Here is a 16,167-nt window from a genome sequence, read left to right on the forward strand (position 1 = left end):
TCTGTTATCATGGCGGCCTCGGTGAGGAAAACGAATATGTTACGCATAATTTCAGAAGATATTGCAGTCAATTTGAAGGACCGTCTGCGTGAGGTCCGATATATGATCCGACGCAATCGTGATGAAGGTTTGCGTGCGGAACAGGCCTCATCGCGTCCCGGTGAAATTGTTTCTCCCGAACTGCTACTGGGCCATGCGGCCAGTGTGATGGACAAAGCTCTGACTACCGCCGAAACGATTTCGATATCGCTGATTTCATCCGATCCAAAGGTTCATAGTGGTGCGCCTCGTGTGAAGAGCATTGCGATTTACTTTGGTGGGTCGGCAGAGGGTGTGCGGGCTTTCCGCAAAGATATGTATTATCTCACCAAGGAGGTGCTGCGACGGCACCAGTTGCAGAATGTGCTGATTCAGGAAGCGGTCTTTGTCACAGTTCATGACAGGCTGGTACGGAACCACACTGCGTTGCTCAAAAACGCGTTTGCGGGAGAAGCTGGGGAGAACAGAATAGGCGCGACGGCAAAAGTCATCGCCACGATGTTTAAACAGCTGCTTTTGGAAAGACCTGTGCGGTTTATTTCGATGGAGGGCAACCGCGATCCGCAGGCTTTGCGCCGGTTTGAAATATCCTGTTTTGCCGCCGTCAGTCTTGCCTGTGGTTTGATGACGTTGAAACCTGCTGATCTCGCGGGCACTGATCCTTTGGAAAGCGCTATTCTGGCATTGGACGTGCGGCAGGAGCGCCTCATGCAGGCAGCAGAAAAACGCGATCAATCGCAGCTCGAAGTCCTGTTTCAGACACTGCTTGCCCATCTTCCATAATAGAAAACCCGGATCATGATCCGGGTTTTAATGTTCGCATTGCGAACGCAGTCTAATTTGCGAACATGTCCGCGATCAGCTTTTTTGCACGCGGAATGGATGCCGGGCTCATGCTGAGTTCGGTCAATCCCATACGAATAAACGCGCCGATCAGTTCTGGCTTGCCTGCTGCTTCACCGCACATGCCAACCATGATGCCTGCATCGGTGCCGGCTTTAGCCGTCATCTCGATTGCAGCCATCACCGCTGGATGGCTGACATCGTTAAGCTTTGCAACGGTCGGATTGAGTCTGTCAGCGGCCATCACATATTGTGTCAGGTCGTTGGTGCCGATGGAGAAGAAAGCAGACTCTTTGGCAAGTTCTCTGGCCGCAAAAACCGCTGCTGGAGTTTCGATCATCACACCAAGATCGACTTCAGCATAGGCTTTGCCTTCATTCTTAAGTTCGGCGGCACATTCTGCGATCAGGCGTTTTGTCGCCCGAATTTCTTCGACATCCGAAATCATCGGCAACATCACTTTGAGATTGCCGTTGACAGCTGCGCGCAACAGTGCACGGAGCTGAGGCTTGAATATATCCGGGCGGTCGAGACACATGCGAATGCCGCGCCAGCCGAGGAACGGGTTTTCTTCCTCCGGAAACTCAATCCCCGCAATCGGCTTGTCGCCACCAATATCGAGCGTGCGAACGATCACGGAGTTCGGTGCAAAAGCTTTCAGAAGTGCGGTATAAGTTTCGGTCTGCATATCCTCGGACGGCAGATGAATATGCTTCATGAACAGAAGTTCGGTGCGAAACAGTCCAACACCCATGGCTCCGGATTCAAGTGCAATGTCGATTTCTTCCAGCGCACCCATATTGGCTGCGACTTCTATGATGGTACCGTCAGCACGACGCGGCGTGATGCTACGGTAGGCATCCAGTGCCTGCTTTTCCTGTAAAGCTTTGGAAATGCGCGCTTCGATCTCGGTGCGGGTAGCCTCGTCTGGATCGGAGTGAACGATGCCAAAACTTCCATCGACTGCTACCGTTTTCGCGGTCTTGAGCTGTTGAACAGCACTGCCAAGACCCAGAACCGCAGGAATGCCATGCGTGCGTGCGATGATAGCGACATGCGATGTGGCGCCACCATGTCCGCAAACGACGCCTTTGATTTTCTTGAGTGGTGCACGTGCCAGATCCCACGCACCAATATCCTCGGCTATCAGAACAGAACCGTCCGGGAGTTCTTCCAGGTTGATGTCGTCTTTGCCAAGCAGAGCTAGACAAATCTGGCGGCTGACAGCGTGCACATCATCCGCGCGTGCATTGAGATATGGATCATCGAGTGCTGCAAATTGCCCGGCTACGGTTGAGGCGGCGGCAAGCATTGACGAAATCGCATCGAGACCACCACGAATAAGCCCGAGCGCCTCGTCAGTCAGGCTGTCATCGGCTGCAATGTCTTTCAAGGCCGCAATAATGCCACGGTCAGCATCGGCGAGATTACCGCTTGCAAGCGAGGTATCCATGCGATGCTGCACGGTTGCGATTGCCGATTTGAAATGTTCGATCTCCGCATCAATTTCCGATGCTGAAAGTTGTCTGCCCGAAGGCTTGATTTCTTCTGGAAAAAATGGAAATGCCGTGCCCAGTGAAATACCTTCGCTGGCTCCAACGCCCTTAATCTGACCGGCAGGCAGTTCGATCGAAAGCGCGGGTTGAGGCGCAGTCGAAGGTGTGGCTTCCGCTTTGGGTGCAGGGGCAGGGGCAGTGGTTTCTTCAATCCCTGCCTGCGGATTTTCCAGATAGCCGATCAGGGCCTCAATGGCCTCAATCGCATCCGCTCCATTGGCACGAACGGTCACTTCATCAAGCTCTTTCACGCCAAGCAACATCAGCTTGACGGAGCTTTTGGCACTGACGCTTTTTCCGGCTTTGGCGATTTCAATATCGCTTTCAAAGCCCTTGGCCAGTTTAACGAAGCGCGTGGCAGGGCGCGCATGCAGCCCTTCATGCACCCGGACGATTGTCGAGCGTTCCATGTCTATAGCCTCAAATCAACAGATGAAACAATTCCAGCGTCCGGGACTTTGATAATCATTCCAATAGTCTGTTTAGAACATAATTTTAGATGAGAGAGCAATCAGCCCTCAGCCGCCGATGGTGATAATCTGGCCTTCTTTCAGGGCCGCGACAAGGTCTTCTCCGGCTATTTCACTCGCGCAGATTTCTCCCGGGCGATCAGTTGAGGTCGCGCCTGTGAAAGAGATGACGACATGTCCGATCTCACGCACTTTTTGCCAGGCACTTTCGCCTACGGCTGTAATTTCTGCAGTGACCGAGCCAATGGCAATCTTAGCGCCAACAGCCGGAGCTGATGTTTCAGGCCCTTCTTCCACAACGTGAAGAACAGAAACTTCTGCCAGTTCAGGTGGCGAGCCATCAGCAAACAGGATGAGAACGCCGCCTTCAGCGAGATCTGCTACTTCCGGGCCGATTGCGGAGATCCGCGTTTTCAGATGTATCGACATAGAGGCGGTCCTTTCTTTTGGTATGGTCATTCGATGCCTGAGGGAGCCGATCAGAAACATCGATACTGTAAATGTCTGGAAAATTGCCTGCCGCCGCATTTTGCTGCGGCAGGCTTAGAGTTTTAAAGTACTGCGATGCTGACGAGCCATGCGATCAGAACTGAAACAGGTCCCATGATCTGTCGGCTGATCAGGACTGCCGGAACACCGATTTCAATTGTCTTTGGCTTTGCTTCTCCAAGCGCCAGACCAACCGGCACGAAGTCACAACCCACCTGTGCGTTATAGGCAAACAGTGCTGGCAGGGCCATCGCGGGCGCAATTGTTCCGTTGGCGATTTGTGGGCCGATAATCGCGACACCAATAACCTGTGCAATGACCGCACCTGGTCCAAGAATTGGCGAGAGAAACGGCAAGCCACAGATTGCTGACAGAACAAGCAACCCAACAATGTTATTGGCAAGCGGTCCCAGCGGCTGCGCAAGAATGTCGCCGATACCTGTGTAGAGAATCAGGCCGATCAACATCGTTACGAATGCCATGAATGGCAAAACGTTACGGATAACCTGATCAATTGTGCGGCGACCGGCCTGGAAGAAGATGCCAACAACGCGGCCCATCACGCGACCTATGCCGCTGATAAGGCCGACAATGCCGCCTTCGCTCGGAAGGTCAAGCGGAGCAGGCGCTTCTTCTTCCTGTGCGGCTGCAGCAGCAGGTGTTGCTGGGGCCGATCCATCTGCGGGAACGATATTCTCTGGCTTTACACCTGAAACATAAATGTCCTCGGTAATGAATTGTGCCAGAGGGCCGGATTGTCCAACCGGCGTAATGTTCACCGTTGGAATGCGTTTGCGTGGATAAACACCGCAGCGCGCTGTGCCTCCGCAATCGACAACCACAACGGCCATTTCGCTTTCGATTGGCGGTGAGCGGAAACCATCAACGGCCTCAGCTCCCGTTAGTTCGGCAATCTGACGTGCAAGCGGGTGAATGCCACCACCTGTGACAGAAACCACCTTGTTGCGCTGTTCGGTCGGCTGAATGACGAGTGGACCACCCCAGCCATTCGAGCCGCGGGAAATCTTAACTGCCTTATAGGTCTTTACCATGTCGTCCTCCCCAATACCCGCTTAAAGTTCGATGCCTTGACGCCGCGCCATAATGGCGGTGATGCGTTCTGTGAGCATACCCTTAAGGAGGATCACCAGGAGGCCAACAATGGCGTACCAAATGGCGACGCTGATGTGATAACCTGCCGGAACCGCGCCCTTCTTCTCCAGTTCGAGAAGTGCGACGAGCACACCGCCCCAGACAAAATATTCACCTGGATTGATATGCGGGAAGAGACCCAGTGGCGGATGAACATAAGACACAGCCGCGTCATAGAAGGCAGGCTTGTATTTCTCGTCCAGAAATGAACCGAAGGTATAAGCCATTGGGTTGGTCAGGAAGAACACAGCCAGCACGGGCAGAACCGTATAGCGGGTAAGCGCGATACGTCCCGCATTGCGTGCGATGCCGTGGACACGCTTTTCGCCGACCAGTTCAGTGACGGCGTAAAACGCGGTCATCAGCACGACGAGTGTCGGGATGATGCCGGTTACAAATCCGGCAAAAACTTCGCCGCCCTTCTGGAAGACGCCAATAAAGTGTTTGCCGATTGAAGCCAGCCAGCCGAGCTGTTCTTCCTGTGCGACGTTCTGCAAACGCTCCTTGAACTGGTCAACAGAAATTCCGCTGCTGCCGGCATCTGCGGGTGCGGTGGTGGTTGCTTGTGCAAGCTGCAGCAAGTCATTTCCTGCATGCTCTGCGGCGTGTTTGCCATGCAGAGCGGCATCGGAAATCATGCTGCCAGCCATATGTATAGATTGCATTGTTGCGTCGGCATGTTGTGCCAACATCGACACTATCGACATTTTTCCTCCTCGATTGCTTGTTTGAGGCAAGCAACTCCTATGCTCCCACTGCCCTCAGACCTTCGAGCTCGATCCCATCGGACTGTTCTCGTATGCGACCGATCTGCTCCATAGCCTGTTTCGCGGCAGCAACCACTTCAGGCGTTCCTTCTCCAATTGCCGGATTGTCCGGTAATTCGTTGAGGTGCATTCCCTCAAAGCCTTCGCGGCGGCTGAATTTCGCAAAAACCGTCCGTCCGCTCATTTGCAGGAAACGCCGCACCACAAGGTTGCGGTCGACAACGATTAGCACGATGACCCCTTTTCCAAAGCGTCCGCGAATATGTCCTGCACCAACAAAGCCGTCTGAATATTTCGAAGTGATGCCCTTCATCACATCGGAATAGTGGCGCATCTGGAACCAGACGCCGAGCGCCTGAAAGCCCCACAGCAAAGCAAGCGCCAGCAAGGCCCATTGCCAGATAGCCATATCTGATCTCCTCCCACGAAGCACGAACGGGATATTTTTCTGTGTTCGTCTTTCATCAATTAGAGAACATTTGTCTTCTAGAATGTCAATATGTATAATTTTTGTGATAATTAGATGCGAATGAAGACTGACATTTCAATCGGTTTGGCATAATGTCATGTGCAAACGGGAGATCGCTCGCAGCATGGACTTGTTACTCAGAGAACAAATGACATCAATGCCGGATTTGCGCCATCGTTTGCGTCAGCTGCGTTGGTTCAGGGCGACATTTCGCAAGCATGCCAGTCTGTTGCATGAGCTTTATGGTGTTGAATACTATATCGATGAAAAGAAGCTCACTGAGGCGTTTCTGAATTGGGTCGAGCTGGTCGAGCAGAATAAGCGTTTTGCCCAGGTGGACCGCAAGGATTTCATCACATTCGCTGCAGGTCTTGTGTTGCGCGAGCTGATCCGCTTGTCGCCCGCGAAGGTCATTTCACAGCCGAAGCATCCCGAAGGCGATTCTGCACGCCTTTACGAGATCGTCAGCTTTTGGCCGGAAGGTTTTCTCTACACCAATTACTGTATCTGTGCGATTGCTGCCGTTCAGGAGCAAGAGTTTGGCACGGTGCCCAATATTGACCAGTGCGCCGATGAACTGCGGACATGGTGGTCTTACAAAGAAAACGTCTCGGAAATGCCAGGCTATGCAATTGCGTTTCTCGATAAGTTTCTTGGCAGTGAACCGAACTGGATCATGCCGGATTTGGCTTCGGCGCGTGCTGCGGTGAAACGCGCCCTTGGGAAAAGCAATCCGGTTATCAAGATACAGATGAACTAGCCATTACCCATTCTTTCTGATGTCTTTGACCTTCTTCGATGCGCTGCTTGAATGTCTGCGTAAAGGATCGGCTCATCGCGTATCTATGATGGGCAAGACAGCGCCTAAGTGTTTCGCACGGGCTTGAATTTGAATTCTTCACCGGATTCTTATGTGTGGGTAAATCACCCAATCAAAATTCTTACATTTTTCGATAGATAGTCGACAAATGTAAGAATTTTGATTAACGTGGATATCAAGCTCTGAAAGAAAACGCCAATAAACGAAAATCGAAGGGCCAAAAAAGCCGTAAATCCGGGCTTTTTATGCTTCAGGAACAAAAAGTGTTGACAAGCGACAACATACGCTGACAAATGTCAGGGTGAGGTGGCGTATATCATCCGGACTGAGAGTCTGAAGAATTGCCGGTTCATCGAAGGGGTGGGAGCCCCTGAATACTGGGAGGAGACGACGTGTCATCTTATAGCGTGGATAGGCAGACTGTTTTTCTGCTATTGATCAATTGCGCAGTCCTGGCTGCAGGCGCAGCTTTTGCGGGCACTAATTTCATGGATAGCTATAATTTGCAGTCCATGGCCGCTCAGGTGCCAGAGCTTGGTCTGCTCGCGCTGGGTGTGATGCTCGCCATGATCTCGGGAAATGGTGGCATTGATCTTTCGGGTATAGCACTTGCCAATCTCGCCGGAATTGTTGCTTTCCTGTTGACTAGAACTCTTATTCCGGTTGCCGATGCACCGCTTCTGTTTTCGTGGACTTTTGCCGGTCTGGCGCTGGCTGTCGGCCTTATTGGTGGTCTGGTCAATGGCATCATGATCGCCTATGCGCGGCTTACGCCGCTGATTGCGACCCTTGGCACACAGCTGGTTTTCACAGGCATTGCCGTCTTTCTGACCAATGGATCTGCGATCAGCCTTGGTTATATCGAGCCGCTGGATAATTTCGGCAACATGCCGGTGCTGAGCATTCCGATGTGCTTTGCGTTGTTTCTCGCCATTGCCGCTCTTTTGGCTTTTGTTCTCAAATACACACCATTCGGCGTCAAGCTGATGCTGATGGGTAGCAATTCGAAAGCTGCGCGTTATGGCGGCATCAACGAAAAGCGCATGCTGCTCTTGACCTACACGATCTGCGGCTTGCTGGCCTCCATCGCGGGGATCATCATTGCAGCGCGCAATTCGTCCGTGAAGTGGGATTACGGCGGCTCTTATGTTCTGATCGCTATTCTTATTGCAGTGCTTGGTGGCGTTAAGCCGGAAGGCGGCTATGGCAAGGTTCTTTGCGTGCTGCTGGCTGCGACTGCACTTCAAATTCTTTCAAGCCTGTTCAACTTCATGAATATTTCCAATTTCTTCCGCGATCTTGCCTGGGGTGTGCTGCTTCTGGTGCTGCTGGCTTCTGCACGCGTGCATCTGGGCTACTGGTTGCGGTTACGAAGATAACCAATTCCCTGATGCCCGGCCGGAGGAATTTTGCGGGTCATCAGGAATGAAACTCAACAATAAACAGCATTATAATCGGAGGAGAAGCATGCGTATTATTTCCAAACTGGCTGCTTGCACAATGCTCGCAGGTGTTGCGATGGCGGGTGTCGCCGTTGCACAGGACAAGCCGACCATCGTGACCGTGGTAAAGGTCACGGGTGAAAACTGGTTCACACGTATGAATGAGGGCGTTGATGCCTTTGGCAAGGACAACCCAGACGTTAGCGCAAGCCAGGTCGGTCCGGCAAAGGCAGATGCTGCTCAGCAGGCGCGCATTCTGGAAGATCTCGTTGCAAAGAACGTCTCCGCAATCGCCGTAGTCCCGATGGATCCATCGGCACTGGAAGGCGTGCTTCGTCGTGCAGCGCAGCGTGGCATCAAGGTCATTGCGCACGAAGGTGACAGCCTGACGAATGTCGATGTCGACATCGAAGCTTTCGACAACAAAGCATTCGGGACGCGCATCAATGAAGCACTTGCGAATTGCATGGGCAAGTCTGGCAAATGGACCTCGTTCGTAGGTTCGCTGGGTAGCCTCACGCATAATCAGTGGGTTGATGCAGGCGCTGTAAACGCAAAGCAGTATCCAGATATGGAACTGGTTGCTGAGAAGAATGAATCCTTCAACGACGCCAACAAAGCCTATGAAAAGGCGAAGGAAATTCTGCGTAAATACCCGGATATCAAGGGCTTCCAGGGCTCGTCGGCTATCGATGTGATTGGTATCGGCCGCGCTGTTGAAGAAGCTGGTTTGCAGGACAAGACCTGCGTTTATGGCCTTGGTCTGCCAAAGGATACCGGCCCCTATCTCGAAAGCGGTGCCGTCGATCAGATCTTCTTCTGGGATCCGAAAGACGCGGGCTATGTCATGAACAAGGTCGCAGATCTGGTTCTCAAGGGTGAGGAAATCAAGGACGGTATGGACCTTGGCGTTCCTGGCTATGAGAAGATGACGGTGATCAAGGGACCGGGCAAGGGCGTCATCATGCAGGGTCAGGCATGGGTAGACGTGGACAAGTCCAACTACAAGAACTTCCCGTTCTAAGAGCGAAGCTGCCTCTGCATACTATTCCGGGGCTGTAGCACCACAGCGGCCCCGGAACTGCGGTATCGCATCCAACCAGTTCGCGCCTTGAGGAAATGCACGGCGCAGAAGTGTCTGAGAGTTTCAGGAAATTTCCATGCACGCTACAGATTCAACACCTGCATCAACACCGCCATTTCTTGAGATCAGAAGCGTCAAGAAATCCTTTGGCGGCGTCAAAGCGCTCAAGGAAGTCAGCCTTGTTATCGAAGCGGGCCAAATCTATCACCTGATGGGTGAAAATGGCTGTGGCAAAAGCACATTCATCAAAATTCTCTCCGGTGCACAGCCAGCCGATGAGGGCCAGATTTTCATCGACGGCGAACCAACAGGCGCCCGCGCAGGCGACATTGGTGCTATCGGTTCTTTACGAGCGGGTATTGAGACTGTCTATCAGGACCTTTCACTTCTGCCGAACCTTTCGGTAGCGGAAAATGTCGCTTTCACCGAGCAACTTGTCGAAGCGTCAGGTAAGCTCGCGCGCAGACTTGATGTCTCTGCACTCAATGAAACAGCGCGGCGTGCACTCGCGGAGGTGCATCTGCCAACTGATAATGCCTTTCTGAAACGCAGAACAGATACATTGCCCCTTGCCACCCGTCAGCTCATTGCAATCGCACGCGCAGTTGCTTCTGAGGCACGTCTGGTCATTATGGATGAACCGACGACCTCGCTGACGCGTCAGGAGGTTGTCAATCTCCTGCGGGTTGTCGAAAAGTTGCTTAGCAGAGGCGTCGCCGTTCTTTTCGTCACGCACAAGCTTGATGAGTGCAAGTCGCTCGGCGGTCGTGCAATCATCATGCGTGATGGACTGAAAGTCGCTGAACTTGATGTCGCAACACATACGAAGGCTGAGTTCAGCCATTGGATGACAGGTCGCGAAATCAGTGAAACCCGCTATCGCACCGACCCCAAACTCGGTAATGTGATGCTGGACGTCGAACATCTCGGTGACGGACAGAATTTTGAATCTGTTTCGCTTTCGCTCAGGAAGGGTGAAATTCTCGGCGTGACGGGTCTGCTCGATTCAGGTCGCAATGAACTGGCGCTGGCGCTGGCCGGTGTTGTGCCAGCTAGCTCTGGAAAAATCCGGTTGAATGGCAAGGAAATCGCGCCACAATCGGCAGCTGATGCGATCCGCTTTGGCATCGGCTATGTCCCGGAAGATCGGCTTACGGAAGGTCTGTTTCTGGAAAAGCCTATTCAGGACAATATAACGCTGCCGGTCCTTGATCGTTTGCGCAATGCGCTTGGCATGATCAGCGGCAGGCGTGCCAGAAAAGTTGCGGAAGACAGCGTTGCCGATCTTCAGATTGTTGCACCTGATGTCACCATTCCGGTTCAGTCGCTGTCCGGCGGCAATCAGCAACGTGTTCTGATCGGGCGCTGGTTGACCATCAATCCGCAGCTTTTGATCCTGCATGGTCCGACAGTTGGTGTCGATGTCGGTTCCAAGGACACCATCTTCCGCATCATCCAGCGGTTGGCTGACGATGGAATGGGCGTCATCATTATTAGCGACGATCTGCCGGAACTCTTGCAGAACTGCGACCGCATTCTCGTTATGCGACAAGGCCGTATCGTTGCCGCACACAATGCCGATGGACTGACTGAAGACGCGATCTATGCATCCATGGCCAGCATAACAAAGGAGATCGCGCAATGACCGACATTGTATCGGTGGAAAAGAGCAGCGCCAAACAGCGCGGCATGCTGCTCCGGCTTTGGGACTTGATGGGTGCCAGACCGGAACTGTTCACGCTTCTTTTGACAGTCATCACCTGTTTTGTGGTTATCGCAGCCAATCCCGATTTTCTGCAGATGAGCAATCTGGTCGACATTCTGCGCGCATCCGTTGTACGCGGCTTGTTTGCGATGGGGGTGCTGGTCGTTCTCGCATCCGGTGGTATCGACGTCTCGTTTACAGCTATTGCCGCTTTTGTCATGTATGCGCTGACAATGTTGGTGACGAACCTATTTCCAGAAATGCCGATGGCTCTCATTCTGGTCCTGGCTGCTCTCGGCGGTGCCTGCTTTGGTGCGCTCAATGGTTTTCTCGTGCAAAAGCTGCAAGCGCCTTCGCTGATCGTGACGATCGGCACGCAATATGTGATACGAAGTTTCCTTCTGACCTTCGTCGGCACTGCGCTCTTTATGAATATTCCTGCCGCGATGGACGCGTTCGGTAAGGCGTCGCTGTTCACGCATCGCGCATCGAACGGCGTCGTATCCGTTCTGCCTGCCACTGTGCTGGTTTTGGTGGTCGCAGCTTTTGTGACGTGGTTCATTCTTGAACGCACATTGATGGGGCGTGCTATTTTCGCGGTTGGTGGTAATCCATCCATCGCCGAGCGACTTGGAATCAACCTTTTCCGTGTCCGTATATTTGTCTTTGCCTATGCGGGTTTGCTGGCGGGTATTGCAGGCGTGGTTCACGTCTCCAGCAACCGTCTCGCAAATCCTTTCGATCTGGCGGGCATGGAGCTTGAAATCATTGCAGCTGTGGTTTTGGGCGGAGCGCGCATCACGGGTGGCTCAGGTTCAGTCATAGGGACATTGCTGGGCGTTCTATTGATAACGCTTGTCAGCAATGTCCTGATCTTTGTGGGCATTCCAAGCACTCTGCAGCTGGCAATTGTCGGGGCTTTCATCCTGCTCGCTGGAACGATCTTCGCTCTGCGCGAAAGGGCTTGACGCAAGCCTGATAAGCAAAGCCATCGATCAATGAAATACAATTGTGTTGGGTCATCCTGTGTTGTTTGCGCAGGCCGCCCCCAACTGAAATCTGGGAGGATATCATGTCTCACGATGTGTCTGTTATTGGACTCTATATTCTCGACGTATTGGGACGTCCTGTTGATGCCATTCCACCGGGTGGCAATGTCGAGTTTATCGATGAAATCCGGCTGACAGTGGCGGGGACCGCAGGTGGAACCGTGGTGGACCTGGCGAAGCTTGGTCTGAACTGTCTCGCTGTCGGGGCGGTGGGCGATGATGAGAAGGCTGATTTTGTACTGGCAACTCTGCAACGCTTTGGCGTAGACGTTGCGCAGATGCAGCGTTTGAAAGGTTTTCCGACATCTTCGACCATTCTCAATATCCGTCGCAACGGGGATCGCCCGGCGCTCCATGCGCGCGGCGCATCGGATCATTTTGAAGTTCTCGACAGTGCGGTTGATGCCGTTCTGGCGCCTCCGATTATCCATTTAGGCGGAACAGGCCTACTGGCAAAACTCGATGGTGAACCAAGCCGAAAATTGCTGGCCGAAGCCAAGGCTCGCGGGCGTATCACGACTTTTGATCTTTTGGGGGCGAATGACAGTACCCTTGATCTGATCTCTCCGCTTTTCCCGCATATCGATTACTTCATGCCATCTATTGAAGAAGCAAAACAGATTTCGGGTGCGGCCGGTGTCGAAGGCGCGGGACGCTTTTTCATCGAACGCGGAGTGAAACACTGTGTCTTCACGCTTGGCGGTGATGGCGTATGCTTTATGGATTCAACCGGCGCTGTTCTGCGTCAGCCCGCATTCCAGATTGAAGTGGTTGATACGACAGGTTGCGGTGATGCGTTCGATGCGGGTTTTATCACGGCACTGCACCGTAAAATGGATGTGAAGACTGCATTGAATTTTGCACAGGCATCCGCAGCTCTGGTCGCGACCGGGCTTGGCTCTGATGCCGGTATCCGTTCTTTCGAGGATACGCTGAATTTCATGAATACTGCTGCTATCAAGCAGTAATGATAACTGCGGCTGACTGTTGGGTGCAGTCCGCCGCTTTCTGCTTTATTGCGCGAGCAGAAGTTCTGCTGCTTCAAAATCGGTAACGAGGTGGGTTGCATAGCCGCCGGTTAAAACCGCGCGGATCGCTTCGATCTTGCGCGAACCACCCGCCACACAAAGCCTGCGGGGAACCCTGTGCAACTCATCGAGTTCAATGCCGATGACACGTTTGTCGAGATCCCGAATGACCTGTTTGCCCTGACTGTCGAGGAAGCGGCAGATCAGGACTGCCACCGCGCCATCCTTGGCATAGGCATTGATCTCTTCATCGCTGGTGACATCAGCAATACGCATGGTGCTTTCTGATGATAGCCCACCGACACCAAAGACAATCATGTCTGACTGGGCAATGAGCTCAAACTGCCGTTGAAGCGCTGGTTCGCCCATTAGCGCGTCTCGCAATCCCGCACTGCTCAAAATCGCAGGAGCCAGCATGTTCACGCTGGTTGCTCCGATATTGCGGGCCATGATCGACGTGCAAAGCTCTGCCGCAAACTCACGCTTGCCCATCGATGAGCCTGTGACCTGAACGACGGTCAGTCCTTCGACAGGGCGCGGCAGCGAGATCGCGTCCGCGATTGCGAGAACTGTTCGCCCCCAGGATACGCAGATTGTGTCGCCGGGTTTGACCATGCGTTCAATAAGGCGTGCGCCGCCGGTTCCCAGTGCCTGTAGTTGCGCTTCAGCGGGGGCTGCTTTCTCGCTGGGAATGACGAGAACCTCATCCAGGCCATACAGGGTTGCGAGTTTTTGCGCGATCTCTGTGCGGGTCAGGATTTCCGAATTCATCAGAATCCGTACTACGCCACGCTGCCGGGCTTCCTGCAAATAATTAACAATGGTTGCGCGAGAAACGCCCATTTTCTTCGCAATATCGTTCTGCGTGAGCTGGTCTTCATAATAAAGCCAGGCAGCCCATACAATCGCGTCATCAAATTCAGCCGGGATGGCATGCGTAGACGGTGTCAGATCGTCCGATGTCATACTGATTTCCTGATGTTAGCCCCTCATCTGGTTCGCACATAAACGAGTTTTAATCAACAAGCCAATGAAGGAAGTTGACTAATGTCAGTATATAGTGTCAATTGTATTTAGTGAGGATATGTCTTCATAAATAACTGTTTTACCATGGAAAAACACACTTTCCGTGAGCGTTTTTCCATGTCTGCGGCTCTGGCGCCGCAGTGTGCCAATTGAGGAGTAGGCAAATGAAGTCGAATTGGTCGGATGCGGATTTCAGCGCAATGGTTGGTGCCTATGAGAAAGCAGGTATCAACCGCGATGTTGCTATCCGCACATATACCACGCGTTTGCTAGGTTCGGAGCCAAAGCTCGTTCTCCATGGGGGGGGCAACACTTCTGTCAAGACCATTCTTAACGACCATGATGGCACTCCGGTTGAAGTCCTTTGTGTGAAAGGAAGTGGTTGGGATATGGGCAAGATCGAGCCAGCTGGCTTGCCTGCTCTCAATCTTGAACGCCTGAAGGCTATGGTCAATTATGAGACGCTCAGCGACGATGATATGGTGATGCTGCAACGCCGACTGCTGCTTGATCCGTCATCACCCAATCCATCCGTCGAAGCGATCCTCCATGCCATTCTACCGTTCAAACATGTTGATCACACGCATGCCAATGCGATTGTCGCGCTGACCAATCAACCAAACGGGGAAACAATCATTCGTGAGCTCTTTCCGGAAATGATTATCGTGCCCTACGTTATGCCAGGTTTTGATCTGTCAAAAGCCTGTCAGAAAGCCTTTTCGGAACGCCCGGACGCGCCGGGCATGATCCTGCTTAAACATGGCATTTTCACATGGTCGGAAGATCCCCGCATCGCCTATGAAAATATGATCGAAGCGATTGATCGGGCAGAGAAGCGGATCGCTCAGGGCAATCCGCGGCCTTTCAGCAATGCATGCAAGAATGCGCATACGGAAAAGCTTGCTTCAATTTCGGATATTGCGCCGATCCTGCGCGGCGCAATCGCGCTTCCGGGCAGGGAAGAAGGGCGTCCCCGTCGTTTTATCATGGAGCATCGCACGAGCGATGACATCCTTGATTTTTGTGGCGCTCCCAATGTTGTCGATCTTGTTCGCCGGGGAAATGCAACGCCGGAGCACGTCATCCATATCAAGCGCTATGGTGTATCGCTGCCTGTTCCTTATGCGCACGATCTTGAGAACTGGGCGCAGATCGTTAAAGACAGCATTGCGTCTTATGTTTCTGAATATGAAGCGTATTTTGAGCGAAACAATGCACGTGTGGGCGGTGGGAAAACCATGGTCGACCCGATGCCGCGGGTTTTCTATATCGACGGTATCGGCTTGTTTGCCGCGGGTGCAACACAAAAAGCAGCCCGTATCGGTGCGGATGTGGCTGAGGCGACAATCGACGTCATTCGTGGCGCTGAAGGGATTGATCAGTTCGAAGCGCTGAGTGAAGAAGATCTCTTCGACATTGAATATTGGTCGCTGGAACAGGTTAAGCTCGCCAAACAGACCGAGAAACCACTGACCCGTCAGGTCGCAGTCGTAACCGGTGGGGCAGGTGGTCTTGGTCTTGCCATTGCAGAACGTCTACGGGAACAAGGTGCCGAAATCGCACTGATTGATATTGATGCCGAGCGTGCAGCAGCGGAAGCAGAGCGGCTGGGTGGAAAAGCCATCGCTTGTGATTTAACCGATCCTCAGTCCGCTGAAAAAGCGGTCGCGGAGATTGTTGCTGCTTTTGGTGGTGTTGATATTCTTGTTTCGAATGCCGGTGCGGCTTTTCAGGGGGCACTGCTGTTCGTTGATGACGCTCTGTTCAAGTCGGCATTTGATCTCAATTTCTGGAGCCATCATTACATCGCCCGCGCAGTCGTCAATGTTATGCAGCGTCAGAAAACCGGCGGTGCCATTGTCTTCAATGTCAGCAAGCAGGCCGTCAATCCGGGACCAGATTTCGGTCCTTACGGGACTTCAAAGGCAGCACTCATGGCCCTGATGCGCCAATATTCGTTGGAACATGCGGCAGATGGAATTACCGTGAATGCCGTCAATCCTGATCGTATTCGCACGGGTTTGATGACCGATGAAATGGTTGAGGAGCGTGCAGAGGCTCGTGGAGTGACGCCGGAAGTCTATATGCGCGGTAATTTGCTCAAGCGTGAAGTTTCGGCGAATGATGTTGCGGATGCTTTTTTGCATCTCATTTCTGCACGAACGTCAACAGGCGCGGTTATCACCGTCGATGGTGGAAATGTTGCTGCGATGATGCGCTGAATAAAA

Annotated in this window: 14 protein-coding genes; 8 read left to right on the top strand and 6 right to left on the bottom strand. The window is 52.8% G+C overall.

Annotation, left to right across the window (positions count from 1 at the left end; all coding sequences use genetic code 11):
• Window positions 1-36: 36 nt before the first annotated feature.
• On the top strand, window positions 37-822 hold the full coding sequence (locus tag RI570_RS17900; RefSeq protein WP_313830111.1) for a hypothetical protein: 786 nt from the start codon (window positions 37-39) through the stop codon (window positions 820-822).
• A 52-nt stretch (window positions 823-874) separates the two neighbouring features.
• Here the strand turns inward: RI570_RS17900 and ptsP are convergent, their stop codons facing one another.
• The 5 genes from ptsP to RI570_RS17925 form a co-directional block, all read right to left on the bottom strand.
• Window positions 875-2,848 (bottom strand): phosphoenolpyruvate--protein phosphotransferase, encoded by a 1,974-nt coding sequence (ptsP, locus tag RI570_RS17905; RefSeq protein ID WP_313830112.1) that lies wholly within the window; start codon window positions 2,846-2,848, stop codon window positions 875-877.
• Between the two features lie 108 nt (window positions 2,849-2,956).
• A complete protein-coding gene (locus RI570_RS17910) occupies window positions 2,957-3,337 on the bottom strand; it encodes a PTS glucitol/sorbitol transporter subunit IIA (RefSeq protein WP_313830113.1) in 381 nt (126 codons plus the stop codon).
• A 122-nt stretch (window positions 3,338-3,459) separates the two neighbouring features.
• On the bottom strand, window positions 3,460-4,449 hold the full coding sequence (locus RI570_RS17915) for a PTS glucitol/sorbitol transporter subunit IIB (RefSeq protein WP_313830114.1): 990 nt from the start codon (window positions 4,447-4,449) through the stop codon (window positions 3,460-3,462).
• A 21-nt stretch (window positions 4,450-4,470) separates the two neighbouring features.
• A complete protein-coding gene (locus tag RI570_RS17920; RefSeq protein WP_313830115.1) occupies window positions 4,471-5,256 on the bottom strand; it encodes a PTS glucitol/sorbitol transporter subunit IIC in 786 nt (261 codons plus the stop codon).
• A 37-nt stretch (window positions 5,257-5,293) separates the two neighbouring features.
• Complete coding sequence (locus tag RI570_RS17925) at window positions 5,294-5,725, bottom strand: transcriptional regulator GutM (protein WP_313830116.1); 432 nt, start codon at window positions 5,723-5,725, stop codon at window positions 5,294-5,296.
• A gap of 184 nt (window positions 5,726-5,909) precedes the next feature.
• Between RI570_RS17925 and RI570_RS17930 the strand changes: the two genes are divergently transcribed.
• The 6 genes from RI570_RS17930 to RI570_RS17955 all read left to right on the top strand — a co-directional run bounded on the left by RI570_RS17930 (window position 5,910) and on the right by RI570_RS17955 (window position 12,853).
• Window positions 5,910-6,545: a hypothetical protein gene (locus RI570_RS17930; RefSeq protein WP_313830117.1), complete on the top strand. Its 636-nt coding sequence runs from the start codon at window positions 5,910-5,912 to the stop codon at window positions 6,543-6,545.
• A 452-nt stretch (window positions 6,546-6,997) separates the two neighbouring features.
• Window positions 6,998-7,984: an ABC transporter permease gene (locus tag RI570_RS17935; RefSeq protein ID WP_313830118.1), complete on the top strand. Its 987-nt coding sequence runs from the start codon at window positions 6,998-7,000 to the stop codon at window positions 7,982-7,984.
• 88 nt (window positions 7,985-8,072) lie between these two features.
• Window positions 8,073-9,071 carry an autoinducer 2 ABC transporter substrate-binding protein gene (locus RI570_RS17940; RefSeq protein WP_313830119.1) on the top strand — a complete coding sequence of 333 codons (999 nt, stop codon included), beginning with the start codon at window positions 8,073-8,075 and terminating at the stop codon, window positions 9,069-9,071.
• A gap of 136 nt (window positions 9,072-9,207) precedes the next feature.
• Window positions 9,208-10,776, top strand: a complete 1,569-nt coding sequence (locus RI570_RS17945) for a sugar ABC transporter ATP-binding protein (RefSeq protein WP_313830120.1) — start codon at window positions 9,208-9,210, stop codon at window positions 10,774-10,776.
• A gap of 44 nt (window positions 10,777-10,820) precedes the next feature.
• Entirely contained in the window at window positions 10,821-11,804 is a 984-nt protein-coding gene (locus RI570_RS17950) for an ABC transporter permease (protein WP_313830662.1), read from the top strand.
• A gap of 104 nt (window positions 11,805-11,908) precedes the next feature.
• A complete protein-coding gene (locus RI570_RS17955) occupies window positions 11,909-12,853 on the top strand; it encodes a sugar kinase (RefSeq protein ID WP_313830121.1) in 945 nt (314 codons plus the stop codon).
• Between the two features lie 45 nt (window positions 12,854-12,898).
• Here the strand turns inward: RI570_RS17955 and RI570_RS17960 are convergent, their stop codons facing one another.
• The gene (locus RI570_RS17960; RefSeq protein ID WP_313830122.1) at window positions 12,899-13,879 is read right to left on the bottom strand and encodes a sugar-binding transcriptional regulator; all 981 of its coding nucleotides are present in this window, start codon (window positions 13,877-13,879) and stop codon (window positions 12,899-12,901) included.
• Between the two features lie 224 nt (window positions 13,880-14,103).
• Between RI570_RS17960 and RI570_RS17965 the strand changes: the two genes are divergently transcribed.
• Window positions 14,104-16,161 carry a bifunctional aldolase/short-chain dehydrogenase gene (locus tag RI570_RS17965; protein ID WP_313830123.1) on the top strand — a complete coding sequence of 686 codons (2,058 nt, stop codon included), beginning with the start codon at window positions 14,104-14,106 and terminating at the stop codon, window positions 16,159-16,161.
• The last annotated feature ends 6 nt before the right edge of the window (window positions 16,162-16,167 follow it).

The organism is Brucella pseudogrignonensis, from assembly GCF_032190615.1.
Taxonomy (GTDB): Bacteria; Pseudomonadota; Alphaproteobacteria; order Rhizobiales; family Rhizobiaceae; genus Brucella; species Brucella pseudogrignonensis_B.

Excerpts from the sequence above, each read along its gene's own strand:
- RI570_RS17900 (WP_313830111.1), top strand. The coding sequence starts at position 37 with ATGTTACGCATAATTTCAGAAGATATTGCAGTCAATTTGAAGGACCGT.
- ptsP (WP_313830112.1), bottom strand. The coding sequence starts at position 2,848 with ATGGAACGCTCGACAATCGTCCGGGTGCATGAAGGGCTGCATGCGCGC.
- RI570_RS17910 (WP_313830113.1), bottom strand. The coding sequence starts at position 3,337 with ATGTCGATACATCTGAAAACGCGGATCTCCGCAATCGGCCCGGAAGTA.
- RI570_RS17915 (WP_313830114.1), bottom strand. The coding sequence starts at position 4,449 with ATGGTAAAGACCTATAAGGCAGTTAAGATTTCCCGCGGCTCGAATGGC.
- RI570_RS17920 (WP_313830115.1), bottom strand. The coding sequence starts at position 5,256 with ATGTCGATAGTGTCGATGTTGGCACAACATGCCGACGCAACAATGCAA.
- RI570_RS17925 (WP_313830116.1), bottom strand. The coding sequence starts at position 5,725 with ATGGCTATCTGGCAATGGGCCTTGCTGGCGCTTGCTTTGCTGTGGGGC.
- RI570_RS17930 (WP_313830117.1), top strand. The coding sequence starts at position 5,910 with ATGGACTTGTTACTCAGAGAACAAATGACATCAATGCCGGATTTGCGC.
- RI570_RS17940 (WP_313830119.1), top strand. The coding sequence starts at position 8,073 with ATGCGTATTATTTCCAAACTGGCTGCTTGCACAATGCTCGCAGGTGTT.
- RI570_RS17945 (WP_313830120.1), top strand. The coding sequence starts at position 9,208 with ATGCACGCTACAGATTCAACACCTGCATCAACACCGCCATTTCTTGAG.
- RI570_RS17950 (WP_313830662.1), top strand. The coding sequence starts at position 10,821 with ATGCTGCTCCGGCTTTGGGACTTGATGGGTGCCAGACCGGAACTGTTC.
- RI570_RS17955 (WP_313830121.1), top strand. The coding sequence starts at position 11,909 with ATGTCTCACGATGTGTCTGTTATTGGACTCTATATTCTCGACGTATTG.
- RI570_RS17960 (WP_313830122.1), bottom strand. The coding sequence starts at position 13,879 with ATGACATCGGACGATCTGACACCGTCTACGCATGCCATCCCGGCTGAA.
- RI570_RS17965 (WP_313830123.1), top strand. The coding sequence starts at position 14,104 with ATGAAGTCGAATTGGTCGGATGCGGATTTCAGCGCAATGGTTGGTGCC.